Consider the following 23942-nt stretch of genomic DNA (forward strand, 5'->3'; position numbering starts at 1 on the left):
CCTTAGAAGAACGTGATATCGGATTCAGCGGTGGCGGCCGGTCGCTTGCCGTGGTGCACGGCGACCTGCTCGGCCATGGTGTAGGTACGGGCCAGGGCGGCGAGCCAGGCCTTGGTGTCGAGGGGCGGCAGCGGCTGGCCGCTGGCGGCCAGGGCACGGCGTTCGACCACCAGGCGCTCGAGGCGGGCCTGGTCGTCACGGATATGGCCGAGCATCTGGCTGACCCGGTCCTGGAATTGCAGCGCCACCAGCACCTCGCCGATGGTGCCGCCGACCGCCGCGGCGTTCTCGGCCAGGGCGTCGCTGCGCTCCACCACATCGCGCGTGGTGCCGCCGAAGGCGCCGATGACCTGTTCGATGGTCTCGCCGGACTGGTTCAGGGTGCCGGTGTCTCGCTCGGCGTGGCGTTGCGACAGCTCCAGGGTGCGGGCAATGGCGCCATTCACCGTTTCCACGGTTTCGCCGATCTTCTGCCCGGTATCGCCGGAGAGGGTGGACAGCTTGCGGACCTCGTCGGCGACCACGGCGAAGCCGCGCCCGGCTTCACCGGCACGCGCCGCCTCGATGGCCGCATTGAGCGCCAGCAGGTTGGTCTGGCGAGCCACGTCACCGACGTCCTTGGCCATGCTCTTGAGCTGCTCGGTGAGCCCGGCGAGGCCATTCACCTCGTTGAGCAGGGCACCCTTGCTGGACAGCGCCTCGCGCAGGGACTGCAGGATGCCATCCAGCTGGTTCTGGCTGCTGGCCATCAGGTTGACCAGGCGATCACCCGCGCCCTGATCGTTACCGGTCACGCTCTCGATGCGCCCCGCCAGCTCGGCGAAGCGGCTGGTCAGGCTGACGATCTCCTGCTCGGTATGGGCACGCGCCGCCTCGATCTGCTCGGACCACACCGGCAGCACCGCCACACAAAGGGCTTCGAGGGCTTCGTCACGGCCGCTGGCCGGACCCTGGGCGGCGAGCATTCCGACCGGATGCTCGGCCTGACGCGCCTGGGCGCGACGCAGCTGCCAGAAGCCGAGGCCGACCGCCAGGCCGCCCTGGGCGGCGCCCAGGGCCAGGGTGGTCGGATTCAGGCCACCGGTGAAGAGAATCGCCGCGGCGCCGCAGGCACCGAGCAATGCAGGCGCGAAGGTAAGGTCGACGAGCGAGGGGGAAGAAGAGGCGTTTTCCACAGGAGGATACCGGTCTAGACGCCTGCAAAGGCGGGAAGGTCTGACCGGGTTATCAGCGTCGAATCGCTAAACTTTAGCCGCGGACGAAGAAGTTATTGCGATAGCCTAGTGCCACCATGCAATATTTTGCCACACTTCTTCAGAAATCTTCCCGCCGTTTCGCCCGTGCTAGACGCCCTGCCATGGCGCCCGCTTCCTCCAATACCTCTCGCACATAGCCCAGGTGCAGACTGGCGGCGTCGCGGGCGCGCTCGGCTTCGCCAGCGACGATCGCCAGGTACAGCGCCCGGTGCTGCTCCAGCAGCCGCTCGCGGGTTTCGCCACGCTGGGCCTGCATGCCGCCGATATTGGTGACCATGTGATGCCGCAACAGCTCGAACAGGCTGCGGATGCTGTGCAGGTAGACGGCGTTGTGGCTGGCCTCGGCGATGGCCAGGTGGAAGGCCGCGTCGGCCTCGCCCTCCTCTTCGCAGGTCAGCGTCTCGCGTCGCTGGTAGCAGGCCTCCAGTCGCTCCCAGGCCAGGGTCAGGCGCGCCAGGTCCGGCTCGGTGGCCCGCTGGGCGGCGTAGTAGGCGCAGGCGCTTTCCAGGGTATGGCGAAACTCCAGCAGATCGCGGCGGGTTTCCTCGCGGCTTTCCAGCAGCGGCAGCAGGGGATCGGTAAAGGCGCTGTTGAGCGCCTGGGTGACATAGGTACCGCCGCCCTGGCGGCTGGTGAGCAGGCCGCGCGCCACCAGTTTCTGGATCGCCTCCCGGAGCGAGGGCCGCGAGACCCCGAAACGCTCGGCCAGGGCACGCTCGGCCGGCAGCCGTTCACCGGGCCGTAGGGAGCCCTCGGCAATCAAGGCTTCCAGGTGCTTGACGATATCGTCCGACAGACGCCGCTGCTTGACCGGTTGGAACTCCATGAAACCCCTCAAGAAAGCCTTCGGATGCCGCTTCGCACGGGTATGGCACGACCGTTTGGACGACTAAAGTCGCACGATAACCCGTTTGACAGCCGCAAAGACCCCGCTTAACGTGCGGGAAGTCGCCCTTGTAAATTGGTCTTACCAATTTTTGCCACAGGTCGCGATGCTGTGCAACCCCGTCCTGCCGCTTCCCTACAAAAACAATCAAGGAGCACCCGATGGAAACCTGGCAACAGCTCTATCTTCCGCTCGGCAGCCTGGGCCTTTCGGCCTTCGTCGCCGCCCTGCCGATCCTGTTCTTCTTCATCGCCCTGGCCGTACTCCGTCTCAAGGGGCATGTGGCGGGCGCCCTGACCCTGGCGATCGCCCTGCTCATCGCCCTGTTCGTCTACCACATGCCGGTGGACAAGGCGCTGGCGGCGGCCGGCTACGGCTTTCTCTACGGCCTCTGGCCCATCGCCTGGATCATCGTCACGGCGGTGTTCCTCTACAAGCTGACGGTCAAGTGCGGCCAGTTCGACATCATCCGCAGCTCCGTCCTCTCCATCACCGACGACCAGCGCCTGCAGGTGCTGCTGATCGGTTTCTGCTTCGGCGCCTTCCTGGAGGGCGCGGCCGGCTTCGGTGCCCCGGTGGCCATCACCGCCGCCCTGCTGGTGGGCTTGGGCCATAATCCGCTGAAGGCGGCCGGGCTCTGCCTGATCGCCAACACCGCACCGGTAGCTTTCGGCGCCCTGGGCATTCCGACCATCGTCGCCGGCCAGGTCACCGGCATCGACGCCTTCAAGATCGGCGCCATGACCGGTCGCCAACTGCCCTTGCTGTCGCTGCTGGTGCCGCTGTGGCTGATGTTCATGATGGATGGCATGCGCGGCCTGCGGGAAACCTGGAAGCCGGCGCTGATCTGCGGCGGCACCTTCGCCGTCTTCCAGTACCTGACCTCCAATTTCATCGGTCCGGAACTGCCTGACATCACCTCGTCGCTGGCCGCCATGATCGCCCTCACCAGCTACCTCAAGCTGCGCCAGCCGCAGCACGCCACCGCGGGTGCGACGGCCGTGGTTGGTGGTGGTGGCGGCGCGGCCATGCTGGGCGGCGGCGCGGGCTTTGGCAGTGGCGGTCGCCTGCCGCCCGAGCATTCGCTAGGCACCGTGATCAAGGCCTGGTCGCCGTTCCTGATCCTCACCGTGGTCGTGACGATCTGGACCACCAAGGCCTTCAAGGCGCTGTTCGCCAGCGGCGGTGCCCTCTATGCCCTGGTGATCAACGTGCCGGTGCCCTATCTGGACAAGCTGGTGCTCAAGGCGGCGCCCATCGCAGCCACCCCGACGCCCATGCCGGCGGTCTACAAGCTCGACCTGCTGTCCGCCTCGGGCACCGCCATCCTGATCTCGGCGCTGATCGCCATGGCCATCTTCCGCATCAAGCCCTCGACCGCCCTGGGCGTGTTCAAGGAAACCCTGGTGGAGCTGCGCAAGCCGATCCTGTCCATCGGACTGGTGCTGGCCTTCGCCTTCGTCGTCAACTACTCGGGGATGTCCACCACCCTGGCCCTGCTGCTGGCCGGTACCGGCGCGCTGTTCCCCTTCTTCTCGCCGCTGCTGGGCTGGCTGGGAGTGTTCCTGACCGGTTCGGATACCTCGTCCAACGCCCTGTTCGGCTCGCTGCAGGCGACCACCGCACACCAGATCGGCGTTTCCGACACCCTGCTGGTGGCCGCCAACAGTTCCGGCGGAGTGACCGGCAAGATGATCTCGCCGCAGTCCATCGCCGTGGCCTGCGCGGCTACCGGCATGGTGGGCAAGGAGTCCGACCTGTTCCGCTTCACCGTGCGCCACAGCATCGGCTTCGCCGTGCTGGTCGGCTTGATCACCCTGGCGCAGGCCTATGTGTTCACCGGCATGCTGGTGCACTGATCACGCGGTTCCCGGCGGCGGTTCAGGCCGTCGCCGGTCCTCTTATTACCGGGCCAACCCGGAGTGACGCCTGATGAACGACCTCTTCCACAACGCCGCCCCCAACGCCACCCGCACCGCGCCACCCCTGGCGCCGCCGCGGACCTATCCGCAGCAGAAGCCATCCCAGGTCTATCTGTTCGGCACCTGCGTGGTGGACCTCTTCTATCCCGAAGCCGGCATGGACAGCATTCGCCTGCTGGAGCGCGAAGGCCTCCGCGTGCATTTCCCCCAGGCGCAGAGTTGCTGCGGCCAGCCGGCCTATACCTCGGGCTATACCGAGGAGGCCCGCGCCGTGGCCCGTGCCCAGCTGGCGCTGTTCGCCGAACCCTGGCCGGTGGTGGTGCCCTCCGGCTCCTGCGCCGGGATGCTGCGCCATCACTATGCCGAACTGTTCGCCGACGACCCCGAGACCCTGCGGCAGGTGCAGGACCTGGTCGGGCGCACCTATGAGCTGGCCGAATTCCTGCTGCACGTCTGCCAGGTCGACTACCAGGACCGCGGCGCCCCGACCAAGGTGGCGCTGCACACCTCCTGCAGCGCCCGCCGCGAGATGCAGACCCACCTGCACGGCCGCGCCCTGCTCGGCCAGCTAGCGGCTGTGGAGCGCGTCGACCATGACCACGAGAGCGAATGCTGCGGCTTCGGCGGCACCTTCTCGGTGCGGATGCCGGACATCTCCGGCGCCATGGTGGCGGACAAGACCCGCGCCCTGCAGGACAGTGGCGCCGCCCAGCTGATCACTGCCGACTGCGGTTGCCTGATGAACATCAACGGCGCTCTGGAGAAACAACGTGCCGCCCTGCGTGGCGAACACCTGGCCAGCTTCCTCTGGCGCCGTATCGGAGGTGCCGCATGAACGAGATGCTCAAGATCCCCCTCACCGACGTGAGCGAACCACCACCCTTCAAGGCACGCGCGCGTCGGGCCCTGGGCGACGACCAGTTGCGGCGTAACTTCCGCACCGCCATGGATTCGCTGATGACCAAGCGTCTGGCCAGCATGAGCGATGCCGACGAACGCGAGCGGCTGCGCGAGCTGGGCAATCGCATCCGCGCCCGGGCGCTGTCCAAGTTGCCCGAGCTGCTGGAGCGCCTGGAGGCGAATCTGACGCGCAATGGCGTCCAGGTACATTGGGCCGAGACCACGGCCGAGGCCAATGCCATCGTCCAGCAGATCGCCGAGCGCCACGAGGCCAAGCTGCTGATCAAGGGCAAGTCCATGGTCAGCGAAGAGATGGACATGAACCACGTCCTCGGCGCCCAGGGCATCGACTGCCTGGAGTCGGACATGGGCGAGTACATCATCCAGCTCGCCGCGGAGAAGCCATCGCACATCATCATGCCGGCCATCCACCTCAACCGGCAGCAGGTGGGCACCCTCTTCCACGAGCACCTGGCCGAGCCCTACACCACCGACGTCGACGAACTCATCCAGACCGGGCGGCGGGTGCTGCGGCGGAAATTCTTCGAGGCCGATATCGGCATCTCCGGGGTCAACTTCGCCGTAGCCGAGACCGGTACCCTGCTGCTGGTGGAAAACGAGGGCAATGGGCGGATGTCCACCACGGTGCCGCCGGTGCACATCGCCGTGACCGGCATCGAGAAGGTGGTGGAGAATCTGCGCGACGTGGTGCCCCTGCTGTCGCTGCTGACCCGCTCCGCCCTGGGCCAGCCGATCACCACCTACGTCAACCTGATCTCCGGTCCGCGCAAGGCCGAGGAACTGGACGGCCCGCGCGAGGTGCACCTGGTGCTGCTCGACAATGGTCGCAGCCAGGCCTTCGCCGACAGCGAATTACGCCAGACCCTCAACTGCATTCGCTGCGGCGCCTGCATGAACCACTGCCCGGTCTACACCCGCATCGGCGGCCACGCCTATGGCGAGGTCTATCCCGGCCCTATCGGCGCCATCATCACCCCGCATCTGGTGGGTCTGGAGCGTGCGCCAGACCACCCCAGCGCCTCGTCGCTGTGCGGCGCCTGTGGCGAGGTCTGCCCGGTCAAGATCCCGATTCCGGCGCTCTTGCGCCGGCTGCGCGAGGAAAACGTCAAGGCCCCCGAAGCCGAGCCGCACCTGCTGCGCGGCCAGGGCAGCAAGTTCTCCGCCCGGGAGCGCTGGACCTGGCATGCCTGGCAGAATCTCTACACCTCGCCGCTGCTCTATCGTGGCTTCAGCTACCTGGCCACCCGTTTCGGCCGCTTCACTCCTGGCCAACTCGGCCCCTGGACGGAGCACCACAGCGCCCCCAAACCGGCGCGGCGCTCGCTGCACGAACTGGCCCGCGAACACCTGGAGAAACGCCCATGAGCGCCCGCGACAACATCCTCGCAAAGCTACGCGGCAGTCTGCAGGGTACCCAGCCGCTGACCGACGACTTCGACGAAGCCCTGGTGACCGAACCCTGGCGCTATCCACCGGAAGAACGTGTCGCCCGCCTGCGCACCCTGATGGAAACGGTGCACACCGAAACCCATCTGACCACCACCGCGGACTGGCCAGCGCTGGTCGATCGCGTCCTCGCCGAACGGGGTCTGGACCAACTGCTGATCGCCCCTGGCACGCCCCACGGCGCGCGGCTGGTGGAGCGCTGGCAGGGCGACGGCCAGCCGCGCTGGAAGGCCTATGACCGCCCCGTTGAGGAGTGGAAGGCCGAACTGTTCGACGACACCCCGGCCAGCCTCACCGGCACCCTCGGCGCCCTGGCCTCCACCGGCAGCCTGGTGCTCTGGCCGGATCGTCAGGAACCACGCCTGATGAGCCTGGTGCCGCCGCTGCACATCGCCCTGCTCAGGGCCAGCACCGTGGTCGACAACTTCTACGAGTTGCAGCAACAACAGGACTGGCGCAGCGGCATGCCGACCAATGCGCTCTTGATCTCGGGACCGTCGAAGACCGCCGATATCGAGCAGGTACTGGCCTATGGTGCCCATGGGCCTAAGGATCTGGTGGTGCTGATCGTCGAGGATGAGTGAGAGCTTTGCCTATCCCCCTCACCCCAACCCTCTCCCTCAGGGAGAGGGGGCAGTTTCGTGAAGTGCGAGAATCCGGCGATAAACCCGCGTGGAAAACGCTACGCGGTTTTCCACCCTACGGCAGAGGCATGCGTAGGATGGACAACGGCGCAGCCTTGCCCACACATGCGCAGCTCAACCAACAGCAGCGAAACCTGGCAGGCCAACCTTTCCCCTTACCCTCAGAGAGAGAGTAAGGAACTGCATGAGCCGGGCGAACTCGGCGGCAACCCCCGCGTGGAAAACGCTACGGAGCAGGCATGCGTAGGGTGGACAACGGCGCAGCCTTGTCCACGAATTCGGTCTTCCGCGCGCAGCCGAGGCTAGCAATCCGGCCTTACTCCACCTTCCCGATCCGCTGCGGATCCGGCCAGAACAACGCCGCCTGACCCAGCCGCGCACCTTCGACATCGATCAGATTCCACACCACGCCCGCATGGATCTGGAAGGCCTCCCCCGCCTTGTCGACTCGCCAGCCTTCGTAGCCACTGGCATAACCCTGGCGTCCCACCGCTTCCATCAGCCGCTGTCGCTCGTCCCGGTCCTTGGGTGAGGCGCTGAACCTTGAGGGCATGCCGATGAACTCGGCGTGCGGATAGCCAAAGCAGCGCGAGGCCTGCTCGTTGGCGTAGCAGAACAGGGGATCGCTTTCGTTGCCGTGGGCCAGCAAGGCATAGGGCGCTCGCTCGTGCAGCCAGGTCAAGGCCTCAGCCTGGGGTAACCCGGGCGGACGCGGCAGAGACTGGCCGAGCCAGTGGCGATAGGAGGCTTCCAGCAGAGGAAGCAGGGTGAGATCGGTGGCGGACAAGCGTGCTCTCCTCGAAAACCGCGACAGGCATCATCGCATTCAAGAGCACGCAAGCGGGCTTGGGAAGCCCTGTCCGCCCCGAAGTGGTCCGCAGCGCGCGGCGGACCACTGCTAGACCGGTTTTATTTGATCGCGGTCAGGTCGATGCGCACCACGCTTTCCGGCGCGGTATTCATGTATTCCTTGTCGAAGGGCGTCTTCACCGTGGCGTACAGCGTCTGGCCATCCGGGCTGACCAGCAGGCTGTTGGGATTGGGCTTGAGGTCGTAAGCCTTCTTCTCGGCGTAGGTGGTGGCGTCCAGGATCAACAGGCGGCCGGTCTCACGTTGGGTGATGTACAGCTCGTTGCGCTGGGTGTTGAGCTTGATCGCCAGGGCATCGCCCACTGGCAGGCGCTTGATGACCTTGCCGGTGCGGATGTCGAAGACCAGCACGGTCTTGGCCTCGGAATTGTCGGTGACGAACAGTTGGTGGTTCGCGCGATCCTCGGCCAGGTTGAGCAGCAGGTACTTGCCACCGTCACCGGGGGTCCAGCGGTGCTCGATCTTGCGGGTACGCGGATTGATCACCAGCACCTCGCCACCACCGTTGGCGGCATAGAGGCGCTGAGTGTCCTCGGAGTACAGCAGGCCGGTCACCCACTTGCCGGCATTGGGGATACGGGCCTTGAGGGTCAGGGTCTTGGCGTCCACCACCCAGATCACGCCCGGATCGCCGACGCCACCGACGTACAGCAGGCCGTCATGCAGGATGACCTGGCGCGGATTGACCGGATGGCCGTCACGACCCATCTCCTTGAAGGCGAGCCGCTTCTCCACCTTGCCGGTGCGCAGGTCGATGCGGCTGAGGCCGCCGTCCAGGGAGTTGGTGACGAACAGCGTCTCGCCACTGGCATCGGTGGTCAGGGCGAAGTTCTTCAGATCGGTGTGGATCTGCCCGGTGATGGCCAGGGTAGCCGGATCCAGCTGGTAGATCACCCCACCGGTGACGCCCTTGGTCAATTGCGCGGTAGCGGCGTAGACCGACTGCTTGGCCGGGCTGTAGGCCAGCTCGTAGACGCCATAACCCAGCTCGATGCGCTTGAGTTCGGCGGGGGACTGGGGCGCTGCCGGCTGGGCGGCGACCGGAGCCGGTGCGGGGGGCGGCGGGGGCGTCGGTGCCTCTGGGCGAGCGGAGCACGCCGCTACTGCCAGCGACAGCAGCGCCACGGCGCCCAGCGTGGAAACCTTGTTCAAAGACACCGCCATTTGCTTCTCCTACGGATGAGCTGCGAGAGGTCACCATGACCCCTGGAATGATAAACGTTCGCACTATGCCCAAGCAGAGCGAACCAGACAAGGCCGACGCACGCGGCGCCCTACCCTAGCGCTGGACGGAAAGTACCGCTGCGCCGCTCTGGTCCAGGGCTTTCAGCCGCCCCTGGCGATCCAGGCGAAAACGCGAGAAATCCTCGGCCAGGTGCAACTCACCGTGGTAGCAGGCGGCCGCCTCCTGGCGCAGCTCCTCGATGGACGGCGAGCGTGCCGGATCGGCCTGGTAGCGCGGACTGAAATGGGTGAGCAGCAGCGCTGGCAGGCGCTGGGCCGCGGCGAAGCGGGCGATGCCGGCGGCGCTGCTATGGCCCCAGCTCTGCCCGGTCCTGTCGATGTGCGCCTGGGCATAGGTGGCCTCGTGGACCAGCAGCTGGGCCCCGCGACAGGCTTCGGCCAGCAGCTCGGGACGGTCGTTGTCGCCAGCCACCACCAGCCGCCGCTCCTCATGAGCCGCCTGCAGGAAGTCGGCACTGCGTAGCAGGCGTCCCTCATGCAGCACGTCTTCGCCTGCGTGCAGACGCCCCCACAGCGGCCCGTGCGGGACCCCGGCCGCGGCCAGGGCCAGCGGGTCCAGGCGTTGCGGCCGGCGGGTCTCGCGGAAACGGAAGGCCTGGCTGGGCACCCGGTGGGACAGCGGAAAGGCGTCGATCTCCCAGGCGCCCAGTGCAACGCCCCTGAAGGTCTCGAGGGCGTGAAACTGCAGTTCGAAGGGCAGGTGCAGCGCGGTCAGCGCCTGGGTGGCGGCGAGCCAGTCCTGCACCGCCTGGGGTGCGATCAGCGCCAATGGCTGGCTACGGCCGGTCATGGCGGCGCTGGCCAGCAGCCCTGGCAGACCATAGCAGTGATCGCCATGGACATGGGTGATGCAGATGGCGCGCAGGTCCGCCACCGAGAGCGGGGTGCGCAGGAGCTGGTGCTGGGTGGCTTCGCCGCAGTCGACGAGGAACCAGCCCTTGCCCTGATCCTCGATCAACGCAAGGGCCGCGACATTGCGGCGACGGGTCGGCACCCCGGCCGAGGTGCCGAGAAAGAGCAGGTCCATGGCGACTCCGTAAAAGCCCCAGTCTAGCCTGCCGGGCACCACTGTCGCCTGGGCAACAGTGCCCGGGCAGCCTGCTGCCATCCGGACAGCCCGGGCTAGGCAAAGCCCGTCGGGACGGGCATTCCAGGCTGGCAACGCTCTTGCAAAGGCCCTGGCGTCGACCGTTCACCCGCCGAGGATCTTCCATGAATCTGCCCGCTCGCCATCTACCGCCGACCCTCACCGATGCGCCTGACTACGAGCGCCTGGCCGCCCGCTTCCGCCCTGTCTTCGCCCGCATCGCCGAAGGTGCCCTGGAGCGCGAGCGCTCCCGCACCCTCCCCTATGCGCCCGTGGCCTGGCTCAAGGAAGCCGGCTTCGGCGCCGTACGGGTGCCGCTGGAATTCGGCGGTGGCGGCGCCAGCCTGCCGCAGCTGGTCCGGCTGCTGATCGAGCTGGCCGCCGCCGACAGCAATCTGCCCCAGGCCCTGCGCGGCCACTTCGCCTTCGTCGAGGATCGCCTCAACGCCCATGCCAGTGCGTCCCAGGCGGTGTGGTTCGAACGCTTCGTCGCGGGCGAACTGGTCGGCAATGCCTGGACCGAGATCGGCACCGTCAGGCTCGGCGAGGTGATCACCCGGGTCAGCCAGCAGGATGGCGAATGGCGCCTCAATGGCGCCAAGTACTACAGCACCGGCAGCCTGTTCGCCGACTGGATCGACGTCTACGCCCAGCGCGACGACACCGGCGGCGACGTCATCGCCGCCATCCGCACCGACCAGCCGGGCGTCCGCCAGTCCGACGACTGGGACGGCTTCGGTCAGCGCACCACGGCCAGCGGCACCTCGGTGTTCGAGGGCGTGCGGGTGGAGCCGGAAAACCTGATCGATTTCGCCACCCGCTTCAAGTACCAGACCGCCTTCTACCAGTTGGTGGTGCTCGCCGTGATCACGGGCAGCGGCCAGGCGGCGGTCAGGGAATTCGCCCAGGAGGTGCGGGGCCGCACCCGGGTCTACAGCCATGGCAACGCCAGTGCGGCCAGCGATGATCCCCAGGTGCAGCAGGTGGTGGGCAAGGCCTCGGCCTTCGTCTACGCGGCCGAGGCGGCGACCCTGAGCGCCGCCGCTGCGGCCCAGGTCGCCTTCGAGGCCCGCTATGGCCAGGATGCAGCCGCCGAACACCGCGCCAACGTCGCGGCCGAACTGGAATCCGCCCAGGCCCAGTCGGCGGTGGCCGACCTGGTGCTGCGCGCCACCAGCGACCTGTTCAACGCCCTGGGCGCCTCGGCCACGCGCGCCGCCAAGGGTCTCGACCGGCACTGGCGCAATGCCCGTACCGCTGCCTCGCACAATCCGCTGATCTACAAGGAGCGCATCGTCGGCGCCTGGGAGATCGACGGCAGCGAGCCGCCCTTCGTCTGGCAGATCGGTGGTGGCAGCAAGCAGGGCTGACCCTGCCGGTGACCCCCTGCAAAACGGCAGCCCTGGGGCTGCCGTTTCGTCAAGCTCAGAGTAGACGTGCTCGGATCAGGTCGAGAGCTGGCGGGCGAAACGCCCCACCGCGCCGACCACCCGCTGGGCGCCGTCCTGGATCTCCACGATCACCTGTCCAGCCTGGCCCGCCAGCTCCAGCCCCTGCTCGGCCTGGCGGCGACCGTTCTCGATGACCTTCACCGCGTCGCTCGCCAGCTGCTGGTTCTGCTGGACCACGCCGACGATCTCCTCGGTCGCCTTGCTGGTCCGCGAGGCCAGTTGCCTGACCTCATCGGCCACCACGGCGAAACCGCGGCCCTGCTCGCCAGCGCGCGCGGCCTCGATGGCGGCGTTGAGCGCCAGCAGGTTGGTCTGCTCGGCGATGCCGCTGATGGTCTTGATGATGGTGCCTATCACCTGGGACTGGTTGTCCAGCGCCTCGATACCCTTCACCGCCTCCTGCATCTGGTCCGCCAGGGCACGCATGACGTCCACCGTCTGCTGCGCCACCACGGCGCCCTTGCGCGCGGTATCGTCGGTATGCCGGGACTGCTCGAAGGCCACACCGGCCGCCTCGGATACCGCCTGTTCCTGGTGGACCTGATCGGTGATCACGGTGGCGAACTTGACCACCTTGTACAGCCGATCATGGGCATCGATCACCGGGTTGTAGGAGGCCTCCAGCCAGACGTCGCGCCCCTGCGCATCGAGGCGCTTGAAGCGGGCGACGACGAATTCGCCACGGCGCAGGCGCGCCCAGAATTGCTGGTAGGCCTCGGAGCTGGCCTCGGCAGGTTCGCAGAAGATCCGGTGGTGCTTGCCCTTGATCTGGGCCAGGGAATAGCCCATCGCCTGCAGGAAGCGATCATTGGCGTCGAGCACCTCGCCCTCGAGGTTGAATTCGATGACCGCCGTCGACCGGCGCAGGGCCTTGAGCAGGCTCTCGTGCTCGCGGGACGTCTCGATGGTGCGGGTCAGGTTGTTGCAGAACAGCCGGAAGCGCTGCACCCGCCCCTGGCTGTCATGGAAGGGATGCAGGATGCCGCGCAGCCAGGCTTCCCGCCCGTCGCCACGCAGCAGGCGCAGGGCGCCACTGAAGTGCGTGCCCTGAGTCAGGCTCTGCTGCAGCCGCCGACTATACTCTTCACCCTTGGTGTGGGCGGGGATGAGATCCACCAGCGGGCGCCCGAGCACATCGGCGGCGCGGACCCCCATTTCCCTTTCGAAATTGCCGTTCACCGCGCTGATGCGGCCCTTGCCGTCCAGCTCGACGCCCAGCATTTCCTCGTCGAGCTCGGCCTTGAGCTGCTTGAAGGAATCGACCTGCTCGCGCAGGCGCTGCAGTTCTTGTTTTAGTCCCTTGTTGAACATGGCACACCCCTGCTCAGAGGTTGGAGTTAGACCTATAACGGCAGGTCCGCATGGAATCTTTAGCCCAATAACCGAAAAGTGACCGGGCGGTCGCCTGAGAAGATAGAAGGCCATTACCTAATAACAAAAAAATATTTCGTATCGGGGTTTAACCGGCTTTACGTTCTAACGCCTGCCGTACTTCTCAAAGATAAGAGTCCTTCATGTCCGATTCGCTGCTGGAACCTCTCACCCCCCTGCTGGCGACCTTCGCCGCCTCGGCCGCCGAGCGCGATCGCCAGGGCGGGACGCCCAAGGCCGAACGAGATGCCCTGCGCCAGAGCGGCCTGCTGGCCCTGAGCATTCCACGCGAGCTGGGCGGCCTTGGCGCCACCTGGGACGAGACCCTGGAAGCAGTGCGCCGGCTCGCCCGGGTCGACAGCTCCCTCGCCCATGTCTTCGGTTTTCATCACCTGCTGCTGGCGACCGCCCAGTTGTTCGGTCAACCCGCGCAGTGGCGCCCCTGGCTGGAGCGCACCGCCCGCGAGGCCTTGTTCTGGGGCAATGCGCTCAATCCCCTGGACCGTCGTACCCTCGCCCGCCGCCAGGGTGACGCTTGGCAGGTGGACGGTCAGAAGAGCTTTTGCAGCGGCGCCCTGGACTCCGACCTGTTGCTGCTGTCGGCGCTGGAAAACGACGACAGTGGTCGCCTGCTGATCGCCGTGGTCCCGACCCGGCGCGCCGGTATCGAGTTGTTCGACGACTGGGACAACAACGGACAACGCCAGACCGACAGCGGCAGCGCCTGCTTCGACGGCGTGCGTGTCGAACAGCAGGAATGGCTGCTCGATCCCGGTCCGCTGAGTACGCCCTTCGCCTGCCTGCGCCCGCTGCTGGCGCAACTGATCTTCGCCAACATCTTCCTGGGGCTCGCCGAAGGGGCCTTCGCCGAGGCCCGGCGCTATACCACCACCCAGTCCCGCCCCTGGTTCAAGTCGACCGCCAGCAGCGCCACTGCCGATCCCTACGTCCTCCGGCACTACGGTGAATTCTGGGTCGCCCTGGAAAGCACCCGGCTGCTGGTCGAGCGCGCCAACACGGCCTTCGCCGCGGCCTGGCGCCAGGGCACCGAGCTCACTGAAACCGCCCGGGGTGAACTGGCGATCGCCATCGCCACGGCCAAGGTCGCCGCCAGCCGGCACGGCCTCGACCTGGCCAGCCGCCTGTTCGAGGTCGGCGGCGCCCGGGCCACCGCGGGCGCGCTGCGCCTGGATCGCTACTGGCGCAACCTGCGCACCCAGACCCTGCATGACCCGGTGGATTACAAACTGCAGGAACTGGGCGACTGGGCGCTCAACGATGCTCTGCCCACCCCCAGCTTCTACTCCTGAGGAGCCTGCGATGACGCTGCTGACCCTGACGCGCACGCCCGCGGTCCCCCGCTACCGGGCGACCGCCCAGGTCTTTGCCGACCCCAAATCCCGCGAACTGCTCGCCCACCTGGAGAAGATCGCCCCCAGCGACGCCAGCGTACTGGTGATCGGCGAGACCGGCACCGGCAAGGAACTGATCGCCCGCCACATCCACGCCCTGAGCCACAGACACGCCGGTCCCTTCGTGGCCGTCAATTGCGGCGCCTTCGCCGAAAGCCTGGTCGAGGCGGAACTCTTCGGCCATGAGAAAGGCGCCTTCACCGGTGCCCTGGCCACCCGCGCCGGCTGGTTCGAGGAGGCCAACGGCGGCACCCTGTTCCTCGACGAGATCGGCGACCTGCCGCTGTCGGTACAGGTCAAGCTGCTGCGGGTGTTGCAGGAGCGCGAGGTGGTGCGCCTCGGCTCGAGACGCAGCGTGCCGCTGGATGTGCGCATTGTCGCCGCCACCAACGTCCCCCTGGAGCGGGCGGTAGCCGAGGGCAGCTTTCGCGAAGACCTTTGGTATCGCCTCAACGTGGTCAGCCTGCCGCTGCTGCCGCTACGCCAGCGCCAGGGCGATATCCTGCCGCTGGCCCGGCACTTCCTCCACGCCTATGCTCAGGCATCGGTGTCCCTGAGCGCGACGGCGGAGCGCCGGCTGCTGGAGCATCCCTGGCCCGGCAACATCCGCGAACTGGAGAACACCCTGCAGCACGCCCTGCTGCTTAAGCCCCAGGGCCTGCTCGAGGCCGCGGACCTGAGCTTCGTCCAGCGTCCCAGTCTGGTCCCCGCAGCGCCGCGACCGACCGCGGCGGCGCCGGTGGACAACCTGCTGACCGAGGCCTTCGCCCAACTGTTCGAGGAGCAACCGGAAGCCCTGCACGAGCGCGTCGAAGATGCCCTGGTGCGCGCCGCCTACCGCTTCTGCCATCGCAACCAGGTACACACGGCGCGGCTGCTGGGGCTGAGTCGCAACGTCACCCGTGCCCACCTCATCCGCATCGGTGAGCTGGTGGTCAATCATCGCCGCCCGAGCCTGCAACGGCCGGAGCGAGAGGTACGCTTCTCCATCTAAAGGGCGGTCGTCCACGCCGGGTACCCGTCCGGCGTGGGTGCCTCTACACTGACGCTTTGCGTTCGCGAGGCCCCGCATGACCACCCGTACCCTGCTGCACCGCCATTCCGCTCGGCGTGACGACATCGGCGACCTCCAGACCCGCCGGCCGTTGCCGGGTCCCGGCCTGCCCCACCTCGACCCCTTCCTCTTTCTCAATCATCACGGTCCCCAGGTCTATCCGCCGCACAACGCCGGCCTGCCCTTCGGTCCCCACCCTCACCGGGGCTTCGAAACCGTGACCTTCATCCTCGCCGGCTCCCTCGCCCACCGTGACAGCGGCGGCCACGAGAGCGTCATCGAGGCCGGTGGCATCCAGTGGATGACCGCTGGCAGTGGGCTGGTCCATGCCGAGCTGTCGCCGGCCGCCTTCAAGCGCGAGGGTGGTGATCTGGAGATCCTGCAGCTGTGGGTCAACCTTCCCGCCCGTCTTAAGTTCACGCCGCCGGCCTACCATGGCGTGACCGCCGAAGCCATGCCACTGATCGAAGCCGACCAAGGCCGAGTGCGCATCCGCCTGGCCTCCGGCACCCACGATGGCGTCCAGGGCGCCGTGCAGACGCCGACGCCCATCACCCTGATGACCGTCGAACTCGCCCCCGGCGCCACCGCGATCCTGCCCGCGCCGCCTGGCTCGACGATCTTCTGCTACGGCGTGCGCGGCACCCTGCAGCTCGCCGGACGCGACGAAGCCCCCTGGCAGCTCTTCGAATTCGCCGACGATGGCGACCAGATCGAGATCGCCAGCCGCGATGGCGCCGTACTGCTCTACGGCCATGCCGCCCCCTTCGCCGAGCCCATCGTCGCCCATGGGCCCTTCGTCATGAACAGCGCCGAAGAAATCCGCCAGGCGATCCGCGACTACCAGGCCGGTCTGTTCGGCGACGTGCCGGACTGACGCCCGCCCTAGCGGGCGGCGAACAGCCCTCGCACCTGCCGCTCCGCGCCTTGCAGAATCTCGAAGGCCGCGTAGCGGCGCCGGTGCTCTTCGGCGAGTTCGCCCTGCACCGGGCTGAACACCCGGTCGAGGCGTGCCATGCGGCCCATGGCATCCAGTAGCGAAGTGCTATCGGCAGCCGCGACCGCCCCCAGCATCGCCGCGCCCCGCAGTACCGGCTCATCCGTATCGCTGACGGCTACAGGCACGCCCGTAGCATCGGCCAGCAGTTGCCGGACGAAATCGCTCTGGGCGGCGCCACCGCTGGCGACGATCAATTCGATAGCGATGCCATTCCGCGCCAGGGCTTGGAGCAACTGGCGCAGACCATAGGCGATGCCGCAGAGGCCGGCGACGTAAAGGGCCGGCAATCCGTCCACCTCACGGTCGAGGGTCAGACCGGCGACTACCGCGCGGGCATCGGGATCGGCGAAGGGGGAGCGATTGCCGAGGAATTCGGGGACCACGTGCAGGCCTTCGGCCAGGGTTACCGCGGCACTGCCCCGGTCCGCCACCTGGGTTTCGAGCCAGGGGAGCAGCGCCTGCCCCTGACGCTCGGCCACCTCACGCGCCGCCGCCACGGCGGGATGCAGGGAAACCAGATGGTCGATGGCTGACCCCGCTGCCGACTGGCCACCCTCGGTGAGCCAGAGCCCGGGCAGCATGGCCGAGTAATAGGGCCCCCAGACGCCATCTACGTAGGCAGGCTGCTCGTTGGAGGCCATGGAGCAAGCCGAGGTACCGAAGATGTAAGCGAGGCGCTGGGTCACCGCCGTCCGCCTCTGATTATCCGCGCCGCCGAGGGAGCCGACGCCCCCCGCATGGGCGTCGATCAGCGCCGCCCCCACCGGTGTGCCAGGCAGCAAGCCCAGGTCGGCCGCAGCAGCGGCACCGAGGCCCTGGCCCAGCGGCGTACCCGGCTCGACGATGCGCGTGCCGATCCGGGCGAAACCCTCGGTGACCAACTCGCCCAGGCCTATGGTCTCGAAATAGGAAGCGTCCCAGCGCTGTTCGTGGGCGAGATAGGTCCACTTGCAGGTGACCGTGCAGGCCGAGCGGGCCAGATCTCCGGTTGCGCGCCAGGTCAGGTAGTCGGCGAGATCGAAGAAGTGTCCGGCTCGGGCGAAGGCTGCGGGCAGATGTCGCTTGAGCCAGAGCAGCTTGGGCGTTTCCATCTCCGGAGAGATGCGCCCCCCCACGTAGCGCAGCACCGGATGGCCACTGGCGGTGATCTCGTTGGCTTCCTCGGTGGCGCGGTGGTCCATCCAGACCATGACGTTGCGCTGGTCGTCGCCGGAGTCGCCGACCCCGACCGGACGGCCGTCGGCCGCTACTACCACCAGCGAGCAGGTAGCGTCGAAGCCAAGGCCAGCGATGGTCTCCGGTGCCACTGTCGCCTCAGCCAGAGCGCCGCGCACGCTGCTGGCGATGGCCTGCCAGATCTGCTCGCCGGATTGCTCGACCCGCTGGCCTGGCCCGTGCCAGGTTTCCACCGACGTCTTGGCCACGCCCAGCAAGCGTCCACTGGCGTCGAAGACTCCCGCGCGGGCGCTGCCGGTTCCCACGTCGACCCCTATGAAATGCCGGCCCATGGCGTTACAGGTCCACGCTGGTGGGCATGATGATCAGATCGCGGATCACCACGTTGCGCGGTCGGGTCAGCATGAACACCACTGCTTCGGCGACCTCGCTGGCTTCCATAAGCGCTCCGGATGCCATGGCTTCGTCGAGCTTGGATTGCGGCCAGTCGCTGATCAGCGCCGTGACCACCGGCCCGGGTGCCACCGCACCCACGCGGATATCATGCTTGATCAACTGCCGGCGTAGGCTGTGGGTGAAGGCCTGGATGGCATGCTTGGAGGCGGTGTAGATCGGCTCCCAGACCACCGGGATCAGCCCGGCGATGGAACTGGTCATAAGAATGTCGCCACTGCTGCGCTCGACCATGTGCGGCAGCACTGCATGCACCGAGCGGAAGGCAGCGTTGATGTTGAGATTGAGCATGCGATCCCACTGATCCGGATCGCCCTCTACCACCTCGCCGCCAATGTAGGCCCCGGCGTTGGCGTGGAAGATGTCCAGGCGGCCGAAGCGCTCGAGGATCTGCGGCAGCATGGTCTTGACGCTGGCCGGATCGAGCAGGTCGATCACCACTGGAAAGGCCTCCGGGCCCAGCTCGGCGCAGACCCTTTCCAGGTTCTCGCGAGAGCGGTCGACCAGGGCCACCTGAGCGCCGGCGGCAAGCATTTCCTTGGCGCAGGCCAGGCCGATGCCGGAGGCCCCCCCGGTGATGGCGGCGACTTTCTGGAACAGTTTCTTGTTCATGTGTTCACCCCTGAATTCGGAAAAGGAACGGCAGGCCTCAGGCCCGTCCGTGGGAAGCCCGCGAACGACGCGCAAGGGCGTCGATGATCACCGCCAGGGCCAGCACGGCGCCGGTGATCATGTAGCGCAGCGCGGATGACAGGTCGAGCATGGTCAGGCCGCTGGCGATGGACTGGATGACGATCACCCCGAGCAGTGCGGAATAGGCACTGCCACGCCCGCCGAACAGGCTGGTGCCGCCGATCACCGCCGCAGCGATGGCATTGAGGTTGACGTCACCGGTCCCCGCCTGCTGGCTGGCCGAGGCCAGGCGCGCTGCGGCGAGGATGCCGCCCAGGGCGGCGAAGGTGGCGCACAGTACGAAGGCCGAGGTGTAGAGACGCCGCACGTTGATGCCGGCGCGACGGGCCGCTTCGCGGTTGCCGCCCACCGCGGCCAGGCTGCGCCCCCAGCGGGTACGGGTGAAGGCGTAATGCATCGCCGCCACCAGGGCCATGAAGAAGACGAAGATCCACGGCACCCCGCGGTCCTGGTTGAGGTAGTAGGCGACGAAGCCCAACAGCGCCGTGAGCGCCAGGGATTGCAGGGCCACCCCGGCCAGCGAAGGCGTCGACAGCTGGGCCTGGCGCCGCCGCTGATGGGCGCGGTAACCCAGTAGCAAACGCACCAGTCCACTGACGGCGGCGAGCAGATAGGCCAACAGCGGCGGTAGGGTATCGAGCTGGCCGAAGCTCACCAGGAAGGAGTCGTATGGCAGGTTGATGGACCCGGCGTTGCCCAGTAGATAGAGCTGTAATCCCAGTACCGCCAGCAGGCCAGCCAGAGAGGCGACGAAGCTGGGCATGCCCAGGCGGGTGAACAGCAGCGAATAGAGGCTGCCGATCAGCGCACCGGCCGCCAAGGCGGCCAGGATCGCCGCGCCCACCGGCCAACCCTGGTTGACCCAGAGGATACCGACCAAGGCCGAGGCGAAGCCGCTGATGGAGCCGACCGAGAGATCGATCTCCCCCACCATCAAGACGCAGACCACGCCGAGGGAAATGATGCCGACAGTGGCAGCGTCGAACAGCAGGTTGGCCAGGTTGGCGCTGGACAGGAACACTGGGTTGAGAATGCCGAACACCGTCCAGATCACTACCAGGCCGATTACCACCGGTAGCGGGCCCAAATCACCGGAACGGATGCGCTCGGCCGTGGCCTTGAGACTGGCGGCTAGACCCACGGTCTGGCTGACGCGGCTGTCGCTGCGGTCGAGCAAGGCGGCCGATTCGCGGGGCTGGCTCATAGCGACTGCTCCTGAGTGGTTTCGAGGGACGCGGCTTGGCGTCGACGAGCGCGCCGCGAGACCGAATTGTCATCGGCGCCGGTAATGGCGCCGATCAGCTCCTGGGCGCTCACGTCCGGGGCGAAGATGCCGTTGTTGCGGCCCAGGCGTAGGACGGCGATCCGGTCGGCTACCGCCCGGACGTCTTCCATGTTGTGACTGATCACCACTACGGCCAGGCCGCGGTCGCGCACTCGCTCGATGAGGTTGAGCACCTCGGCGGTTTGGGCCACGCCTAGGGCGGCGGTGGGTTCGTCGAGCAGGATGACCTTGGGTTCGAGCAGCAGCGACCGGGCGATGGCCACGGTCTGACGCTGACCGCCGGAGAGCGCGGCGATGGGCAGCCGTACGCTGGGGATGCGCGCCGACAACTCGCTGAGCAGCGTCCAGGTGCGCACCTCCATGGTGGTCTCGTCCAGCGCCCAGGGCTGCAATTCCCGGCCAAGGAACATGTTGGCGACCACGTCGAGGTTCTCGCATAGCGCCAGATCCTGGAACACCGTGGCTATACCCAGAGCCTGGGCCGCGGCGGGGCTGGCGAGGCTCACCTCCTGGCCCGCCACCTTGAGCGAGCCGGACGTCGGCTGGTGCACGCCGGAGATGATCTTGACCAGAGTGGACTTACCGGCGCCGTTGTCGCCCACCAGGGCCACCACCTCGCCAGGATAGAGATCCAGGTCGATATCGGCGAGCACCGAGATCGCACCGAAACTCTTGCAGATGCCACGCAAGCTCAGCACGGGCTCGCGCGGGGCCGTCGGGCCGGACTGTTCAGCCATGTTCGACTCTCTATTGTTGTTGTGGGCGCCTGGGGCGCCGGTCGTCAGAAGGTCCAGCCGAGCGAGCGACCCGGGCAGGCGCGGCGTATCGCCCGCCCTGCCCCGGCCGCCCGCCGCGGCTCAGGGCTGAATACCGAGCTGCTTGCAACCCTCGGCATAACGATCGGTGCACAGCTGAGCCGCGGTCTGGATCGGCTGGCCGGCCACCTTTTGATCGATAATCTCCGCCTTGAGATTCTTGGCGGTGACCAGGTTCGGCACGAACAACCGCGAGGGCGCGTCGTACAGGGTGGTCTCGGGCTTGGGCGTCTTGCCCGCGAGAAACTCGCCGGCCACGTCCGCCGCCGCGCTGGCGACGATCTCGCTGGGCTTGGAGATGGTGTTGTACTGGTCACCGGCGATGATCAGTTGCAGGCCCGCTACCGTGGCATCGTTGCCGGTGATCGGCGGTACCGGATTGACGCCAGCCGCCTTGAACGCCGCCACCGCACCGCCGGCGGTGCCATCGTTGGCCGCCACCACGCCGAGGATGCGCTTGCCGAAGCGGGTGATCTGGCCACTGGTCCATTGCTGAGCCTTGGACGGCGCCCACTCGGGAGTGTCGTACTCCGCCAGGATCGAATAGCCACTGTTGGCGAGGCCCGCCAGCATGCCTTTCTTGATCAGCCCGGCCGCCGCATCGGTAGGCGAACCGCCGATTACCAGCAAGCCACCGCCCTTGGGATCGACCTTTTCCGCCTGCAGATGCTCGACCAGGGAGGTGGCGATGGCCTTGCCGATGGCCTCGTTGTCGAAGGAGACGTAGTAATCGACCGGCACCGAGGTGACCGGACGATCATAGGCGATAACCTTGACGCCCTTGGCATGGGCCATGCGTACCAGCGACCCGGCAGCCTTGGAGTCCACCGGGTCCAAGACGATCACCTTGGCGCCCTGGGCCAAGGCGGCGTTGAATTGCTGCTGTTGCCGCGAGGCATCGCCATTGGCGTTCTGATAGATCACCCGGCACTCCGCGCAGACCGTCTTCATCTGCCGCTGGAAGCCTGGCAGGTCGTGCTCTTCGTAGCGGGTGGAACTCTGGTCTGGCATCAGGAAGGCCACAGGTGCCGGGGTGAGCGTCGCAGCCTGAAGACCGGAGACGGCCAAACCCGTACCGACGGTCGCGGCCAGGAGAGTTCGGGTGAATCGGGATAACGTGGAGATTCGCGCCATTTTCTTGTTGTCCTTGGATAGGGCTTCGAACCGGACACTTCACTGACCGCGGTTCCGCCGGTGGGCGGAGCTGCTGCGATGGGGACTACCTGGATCGCTATAATCCCCACCGACAGCGCGCATCCAACCGGCGCAGAGCACGAGACCCGACGACTGATGGATACGGCCAGCGGCACAGCCTTGCAGACCGGATTGCAATCCCCTCGAAGGTGCTACACACGCTGCACAATCGATGGTGCAAATAGAATTACTCCGCGAAATCCACTACTGTCAAGTGGCTCGACGACCAATGGAAAGCTCTACCATGCCGCCTAGTGGCAAGAAAAAAGCGACTATCTACGATCTCTCCCAGCTGTCAGGCAGCTCCGCGTCCACGGTCAGCGCCGTGCTGAATGGCTCCTGGCGCAAGCGGCGAATCAAGGAAGCCACCGCCCAGCTCATCCAATCCCTTGCCGAGGAACATGGCTACAGCGCCAATCTGCAAGCGCGCGGACTTCGCCAGTCGCGGTCCGGGTTGGTGGGACTGATGCTGCCGCTGTACGACAATCGCTTTTTCTCGGCCCTGGCTCAGGGTTTCGAGGCGCGCGTGCGGGCCCGTGGGCTCTGCCCGCTGGTGGTCAGTGGCTGCCGCGATCCCGAGCTGGAGCGCAGTACCGTGGAGTCGCTGCTGGCCTACTCGATCGACGAGTTGTTCATCGCTGGCGCCACCGATCCTGACAGCATCCACAGCGCCTGTGCACACGCCGGGGTACGACATCTCAATCTCGACCTGCCAGGCAGCCTGGCGACCTCGGTGACCAGCGACAACTACGCCGGCGCCTTCGAGCTGACCCAGGCGATCCTTGGCGAACTGGCCAGCCATCCAGATCTCGTCGCGGCGGATCTCTGCCTGTTCGGCGGCTATTCCGACTATGCCAGCCGCGAGCGCATCCGTGGCTTCATCGCCGCCAAACGCGCGCATTTCGGCAGTTCGGCCAGTGAAGACGTCTTCAGCGCCGCCGGCTATTCACCGACGCTTACGCGCCAGGCCCTGGCGAGCTACATCCAGCGTGAAGGGCGGCTACCCCGCGGCGTCTTCATCAACTCAACCATCAATCTGGAGGGTCTGCTGGGCGTGCTGCCACAGCAGTCGGCAGAGGTGCTCAACGACCTGGTGGTGGGCTGCTTCGACTACGACCCCTTCGCATCCTTCCTGCCCTTCCCCGTCTACATGATGAAGCAAGACGTCGACCGCGTACTGGATCTTGCCTTCACCCTGATGGACCAGCCCGAAGCCGCGGTGCGCCTGCATAAGGTGCCGCCCTTGCTGGTACCGCCGCGCACGGCGCTGCCCAGCCCGCTGGATCATCCCACGAGCGGCAGAGAGCGGGTGCAATTGCCTGATATACCGGACGAGCATTGACGCGGCGCCGCTGCGTAGCTCCGTACGCCCCGTTAGAATTTGGGCTTTCCGGCAAGGGGGACTAACGATGGACGAGACATTGCAGATCGAAGACCTGGTGACCGGCGACGGCAAGGCCGTGGTCAAGGGCGCGCTGATCACCACCCATTACGAGGGCTGGCTGGAGGATGGGACGCTGTTCGATTCGTCGCGGGCTAAGGGCCGGCCGTTCCAGTGCGTCATCGGCACCGGGCGGGTGATCAAGGGGTGGGACCAGGGCCTGATGGGCATGCGGGTGGGCGGCAAACGTCGCCTGGCGGTGCCGGCGGCGCTGGCCTATGGCGAACGCCAGGTCGGCGCACATATCAAGCCGCATTCCAACCTGAGGTTCGAGATCGAATTGCTGGAAGTCCTGACGCGGGACGATTGACCGGCCGAGG

Annotated in this window: 21 protein-coding genes and 1 pseudogene; 10 read left to right on the forward strand and 12 right to left on the reverse strand. The window is 66.9% G+C overall.

Going from position 1 to position 23942, the window contains the following annotated elements:
- Window positions 1-2: 2 nt before the first annotated feature.
- Window positions 3-965, reverse strand: coding sequence for a methyl-accepting chemotaxis protein (locus ACYJP6_RS14180; protein WP_459475828.1), 963 nt, complete (start codon window positions 963-965; stop codon window positions 3-5).
- 349 nt (window positions 966-1314) lie between these two features.
- A complete protein-coding gene (locus ACYJP6_RS14185) occupies window positions 1315-2082 on the reverse strand; it encodes a GntR family transcriptional regulator (protein ID WP_459475645.1) in 768 nt (255 codons plus the stop codon).
- Between the two features lie 221 nt (window positions 2083-2303).
- Here ACYJP6_RS14185 and ACYJP6_RS14190 point away from each other — a divergent pair, with 221 nt between their 5' ends.
- The 4 genes from ACYJP6_RS14190 (at window position 2304) to ACYJP6_RS14205 (ending at window position 7015) form a co-directional block, all read left to right on the forward strand.
- Window positions 2304-4001, forward strand: a complete 1698-nt coding sequence (locus ACYJP6_RS14190; RefSeq protein ID WP_459475646.1) for a lactate permease LctP family transporter — start codon at window positions 2304-2306, stop codon at window positions 3999-4001.
- Between the two features lie 73 nt (window positions 4002-4074).
- On the forward strand, window positions 4075-4899 hold the full coding sequence (locus tag ACYJP6_RS14195) for a (Fe-S)-binding protein (RefSeq protein WP_459475647.1): 825 nt from the start codon (window positions 4075-4077) through the stop codon (window positions 4897-4899).
- Complete coding sequence (locus ACYJP6_RS14200) at window positions 4896-6350, forward strand: LutB/LldF family L-lactate oxidation iron-sulfur protein (protein ID WP_459475649.1); 1455 nt, start codon at window positions 4896-4898, stop codon at window positions 6348-6350. Before ACYJP6_RS14195 ends, ACYJP6_RS14200 begins: the two co-directional genes overlap by 4 nt.
- Entirely contained in the window at window positions 6347-7015 is a 669-nt protein-coding gene (locus ACYJP6_RS14205) for a LutC/YkgG family protein (protein ID WP_459475650.1), read from the forward strand. Before ACYJP6_RS14200 ends, ACYJP6_RS14205 begins: the two co-directional genes overlap by 4 nt.
- A gap of 376 nt (window positions 7016-7391) precedes the next feature.
- Here ACYJP6_RS14205 and ACYJP6_RS14210 read toward each other — a convergent pair whose 3' ends face one another.
- From ACYJP6_RS14210 to ACYJP6_RS14220, 3 genes are all read right to left on the reverse strand, one after another.
- Window positions 7392-7862 carry an MEKHLA domain-containing protein gene (locus tag ACYJP6_RS14210; RefSeq protein WP_459475651.1) on the reverse strand — a complete coding sequence of 157 codons (471 nt, stop codon included), beginning with the start codon at window positions 7860-7862 and terminating at the stop codon, window positions 7392-7394.
- Between the two features lie 122 nt (window positions 7863-7984).
- Window positions 7985-9109 (reverse strand): hypothetical protein, encoded by a 1125-nt coding sequence (locus ACYJP6_RS14215; RefSeq protein ID WP_459475652.1) that lies wholly within the window; start codon window positions 9107-9109, stop codon window positions 7985-7987.
- A gap of 115 nt (window positions 9110-9224) precedes the next feature.
- A complete protein-coding gene (locus ACYJP6_RS14220) occupies window positions 9225-10217 on the reverse strand; it encodes an MBL fold metallo-hydrolase (RefSeq protein ID WP_459475653.1) in 993 nt (330 codons plus the stop codon).
- 185 nt (window positions 10218-10402) lie between these two features.
- Here ACYJP6_RS14220 and ACYJP6_RS14225 point away from each other — a divergent pair, with 185 nt between their 5' ends.
- Window positions 10403-11647, forward strand: a complete 1245-nt coding sequence (locus tag ACYJP6_RS14225) for an acyl-CoA dehydrogenase family protein (RefSeq protein ID WP_459475654.1) — start codon at window positions 10403-10405, stop codon at window positions 11645-11647.
- Between the two features lie 75 nt (window positions 11648-11722).
- Here ACYJP6_RS14225 and ACYJP6_RS14230 read toward each other — a convergent pair whose 3' ends face one another.
- On the reverse strand, window positions 11723-12154 hold the full coding sequence (locus ACYJP6_RS14230; RefSeq protein ID WP_437179316.1) for a methyl-accepting chemotaxis protein: 432 nt from the start codon (window positions 12152-12154) through the stop codon (window positions 11723-11725).
- Between the two features lie 108 nt (window positions 12155-12262).
- Window positions 12263-13153 (reverse strand): annotated as a pseudogene (locus ACYJP6_RS14235) (PAS domain-containing protein); the annotation flags it as partial.
- Window positions 13154-13242: 89 nt separating this feature from the next.
- Here ACYJP6_RS14235 and ACYJP6_RS14240 point away from each other — a divergent pair.
- The 3 genes from ACYJP6_RS14240 to ACYJP6_RS14250 all read left to right on the forward strand — a co-directional run bounded on the left by ACYJP6_RS14240 (window position 13243) and on the right by ACYJP6_RS14250 (window position 16442).
- Complete coding sequence (locus tag ACYJP6_RS14240; protein ID WP_459475656.1) at window positions 13243-14409, forward strand: acyl-CoA dehydrogenase family protein; 1167 nt, start codon at window positions 13243-13245, stop codon at window positions 14407-14409.
- Between the two features lie 10 nt (window positions 14410-14419).
- Window positions 14420-15505 carry a sigma-54 interaction domain-containing protein gene (locus ACYJP6_RS14245; RefSeq protein WP_459475657.1) on the forward strand — a complete coding sequence of 362 codons (1086 nt, stop codon included), beginning with the start codon at window positions 14420-14422 and terminating at the stop codon, window positions 15503-15505.
- 76 nt (window positions 15506-15581) lie between these two features.
- Window positions 15582-16442, forward strand: a complete 861-nt coding sequence (locus ACYJP6_RS14250; RefSeq protein ID WP_459475658.1) for a pirin family protein — start codon at window positions 15582-15584, stop codon at window positions 16440-16442.
- Window positions 16443-16450: 8 nt separating this feature from the next.
- Here the strand turns inward: ACYJP6_RS14250 and ACYJP6_RS14255 are convergent, their stop codons facing one another.
- The 5 genes from ACYJP6_RS14255 to ACYJP6_RS14275 form a co-directional block, all read right to left on the reverse strand.
- Complete coding sequence (locus tag ACYJP6_RS14255) at window positions 16451-18073, reverse strand: FGGY-family carbohydrate kinase (RefSeq protein ID WP_459475659.1); 1623 nt, start codon at window positions 18071-18073, stop codon at window positions 16451-16453.
- A 4-nt stretch (window positions 18074-18077) separates the two neighbouring features.
- Window positions 18078-18806 carry an SDR family oxidoreductase gene (locus ACYJP6_RS14260; protein ID WP_459475660.1) on the reverse strand — a complete coding sequence of 243 codons (729 nt, stop codon included), beginning with the start codon at window positions 18804-18806 and terminating at the stop codon, window positions 18078-18080.
- 37 nt (window positions 18807-18843) lie between these two features.
- The gene (locus ACYJP6_RS14265; protein ID WP_459475661.1) at window positions 18844-20091 is read right to left on the reverse strand and encodes a sugar ABC transporter permease; all 1248 of its coding nucleotides are present in this window, start codon (window positions 20089-20091) and stop codon (window positions 18844-18846) included.
- Entirely contained in the window at window positions 20088-20909 is an 822-nt protein-coding gene (locus ACYJP6_RS14270; protein ID WP_459475662.1) for an ATP-binding cassette domain-containing protein, read from the reverse strand. The genes ACYJP6_RS14265 and ACYJP6_RS14270 overlap by 4 nt, the downstream gene beginning before the upstream one ends.
- Window positions 20910-21029: 120 nt before the next feature.
- Window positions 21030-21998 (reverse strand): ABC transporter substrate-binding protein, encoded by a 969-nt coding sequence (locus tag ACYJP6_RS14275; RefSeq protein WP_459475663.1) that lies wholly within the window; start codon window positions 21996-21998, stop codon window positions 21030-21032.
- Window positions 21999-22425: 427 nt separating this feature from the next.
- Here ACYJP6_RS14275 and ACYJP6_RS14280 point away from each other — a divergent pair, with 427 nt between their 5' ends.
- Both ACYJP6_RS14280 and ACYJP6_RS14285 read left to right on the forward strand, forming a co-directional pair.
- Entirely contained in the window at window positions 22426-23523 is a 1098-nt protein-coding gene (locus tag ACYJP6_RS14280; RefSeq protein ID WP_459475664.1) for a LacI family DNA-binding transcriptional regulator, read from the forward strand.
- Window positions 23524-23590: 67 nt separating this feature from the next.
- The gene (locus ACYJP6_RS14285) at window positions 23591-23932 is read left to right on the forward strand and encodes an FKBP-type peptidyl-prolyl cis-trans isomerase (protein ID WP_459475665.1); all 342 of its coding nucleotides are present in this window, start codon (window positions 23591-23593) and stop codon (window positions 23930-23932) included.
- Window positions 23933-23942: the final 10 nt, after the last annotated feature.

The organism is Pseudomonas sp. No.117 (genome assembly GCF_054558395.1).

Coding starts and splice junctions, on each gene's coding strand:
- ACYJP6_RS14180 (WP_459475828.1), bottom strand. CDS start 965: ATGCTCGCCGCCCAGGGTCCGGCCAGCGGCCGTGACGAAGCCCTCGAA.
- ACYJP6_RS14185 (WP_459475645.1), bottom strand. CDS start 2,082: ATGGAGTTCCAACCGGTCAAGCAGCGGCGTCTGTCGGACGATATCGTC.
- ACYJP6_RS14190 (WP_459475646.1), top strand. CDS start 2,304: ATGGAAACCTGGCAACAGCTCTATCTTCCGCTCGGCAGCCTGGGCCTT.
- ACYJP6_RS14195 (WP_459475647.1), top strand. CDS start 4,075: ATGAACGACCTCTTCCACAACGCCGCCCCCAACGCCACCCGCACCGCG.
- ACYJP6_RS14200 (WP_459475649.1), top strand. CDS start 4,896: ATGAACGAGATGCTCAAGATCCCCCTCACCGACGTGAGCGAACCACCA.
- ACYJP6_RS14205 (WP_459475650.1), top strand. CDS start 6,347: ATGAGCGCCCGCGACAACATCCTCGCAAAGCTACGCGGCAGTCTGCAG.
- ACYJP6_RS14215 (WP_459475652.1), bottom strand. CDS start 9,109: ATGGCGGTGTCTTTGAACAAGGTTTCCACGCTGGGCGCCGTGGCGCTG.
- ACYJP6_RS14220 (WP_459475653.1), bottom strand. CDS start 10,217: ATGGACCTGCTCTTTCTCGGCACCTCGGCCGGGGTGCCGACCCGTCGC.
- ACYJP6_RS14225 (WP_459475654.1), top strand. CDS start 10,403: ATGAATCTGCCCGCTCGCCATCTACCGCCGACCCTCACCGATGCGCCT.
- ACYJP6_RS14230 (WP_437179316.1), bottom strand. CDS start 12,154: ATGCGTGCCCTGGCGGACCAGATGCAGGAGGCGGTGAAGGGTATCGAG.
- ACYJP6_RS14240 (WP_459475656.1), top strand. CDS start 13,243: ATGTCCGATTCGCTGCTGGAACCTCTCACCCCCCTGCTGGCGACCTTC.
- ACYJP6_RS14245 (WP_459475657.1), top strand. CDS start 14,420: ATGACGCTGCTGACCCTGACGCGCACGCCCGCGGTCCCCCGCTACCGG.
- ACYJP6_RS14250 (WP_459475658.1), top strand. CDS start 15,582: ATGACCACCCGTACCCTGCTGCACCGCCATTCCGCTCGGCGTGACGAC.
- ACYJP6_RS14255 (WP_459475659.1), bottom strand. CDS start 18,073: ATGGGCCGGCATTTCATAGGGGTCGACGTGGGAACCGGCAGCGCCCGC.
- ACYJP6_RS14260 (WP_459475660.1), bottom strand. CDS start 18,806: ATGAACAAGAAACTGTTCCAGAAAGTCGCCGCCATCACCGGGGGGGCC.
- ACYJP6_RS14265 (WP_459475661.1), bottom strand. CDS start 20,091: ATGAGCCAGCCCCGCGAATCGGCCGCCTTGCTCGACCGCAGCGACAGC.
- ACYJP6_RS14270 (WP_459475662.1), bottom strand. CDS start 20,909: ATGGCTGAACAGTCCGGCCCGACGGCCCCGCGCGAGCCCGTGCTGAGC.
- ACYJP6_RS14275 (WP_459475663.1), bottom strand. CDS start 21,998: ATGCCAGACCAGAGTTCCACCCGCTACGAAGAGCACGACCTGCCAGGC.
- ACYJP6_RS14280 (WP_459475664.1), top strand. CDS start 22,426: ATGCCGCCTAGTGGCAAGAAAAAAGCGACTATCTACGATCTCTCCCAG.
- ACYJP6_RS14285 (WP_459475665.1), top strand. CDS start 23,591: ATGGACGAGACATTGCAGATCGAAGACCTGGTGACCGGCGACGGCAAG.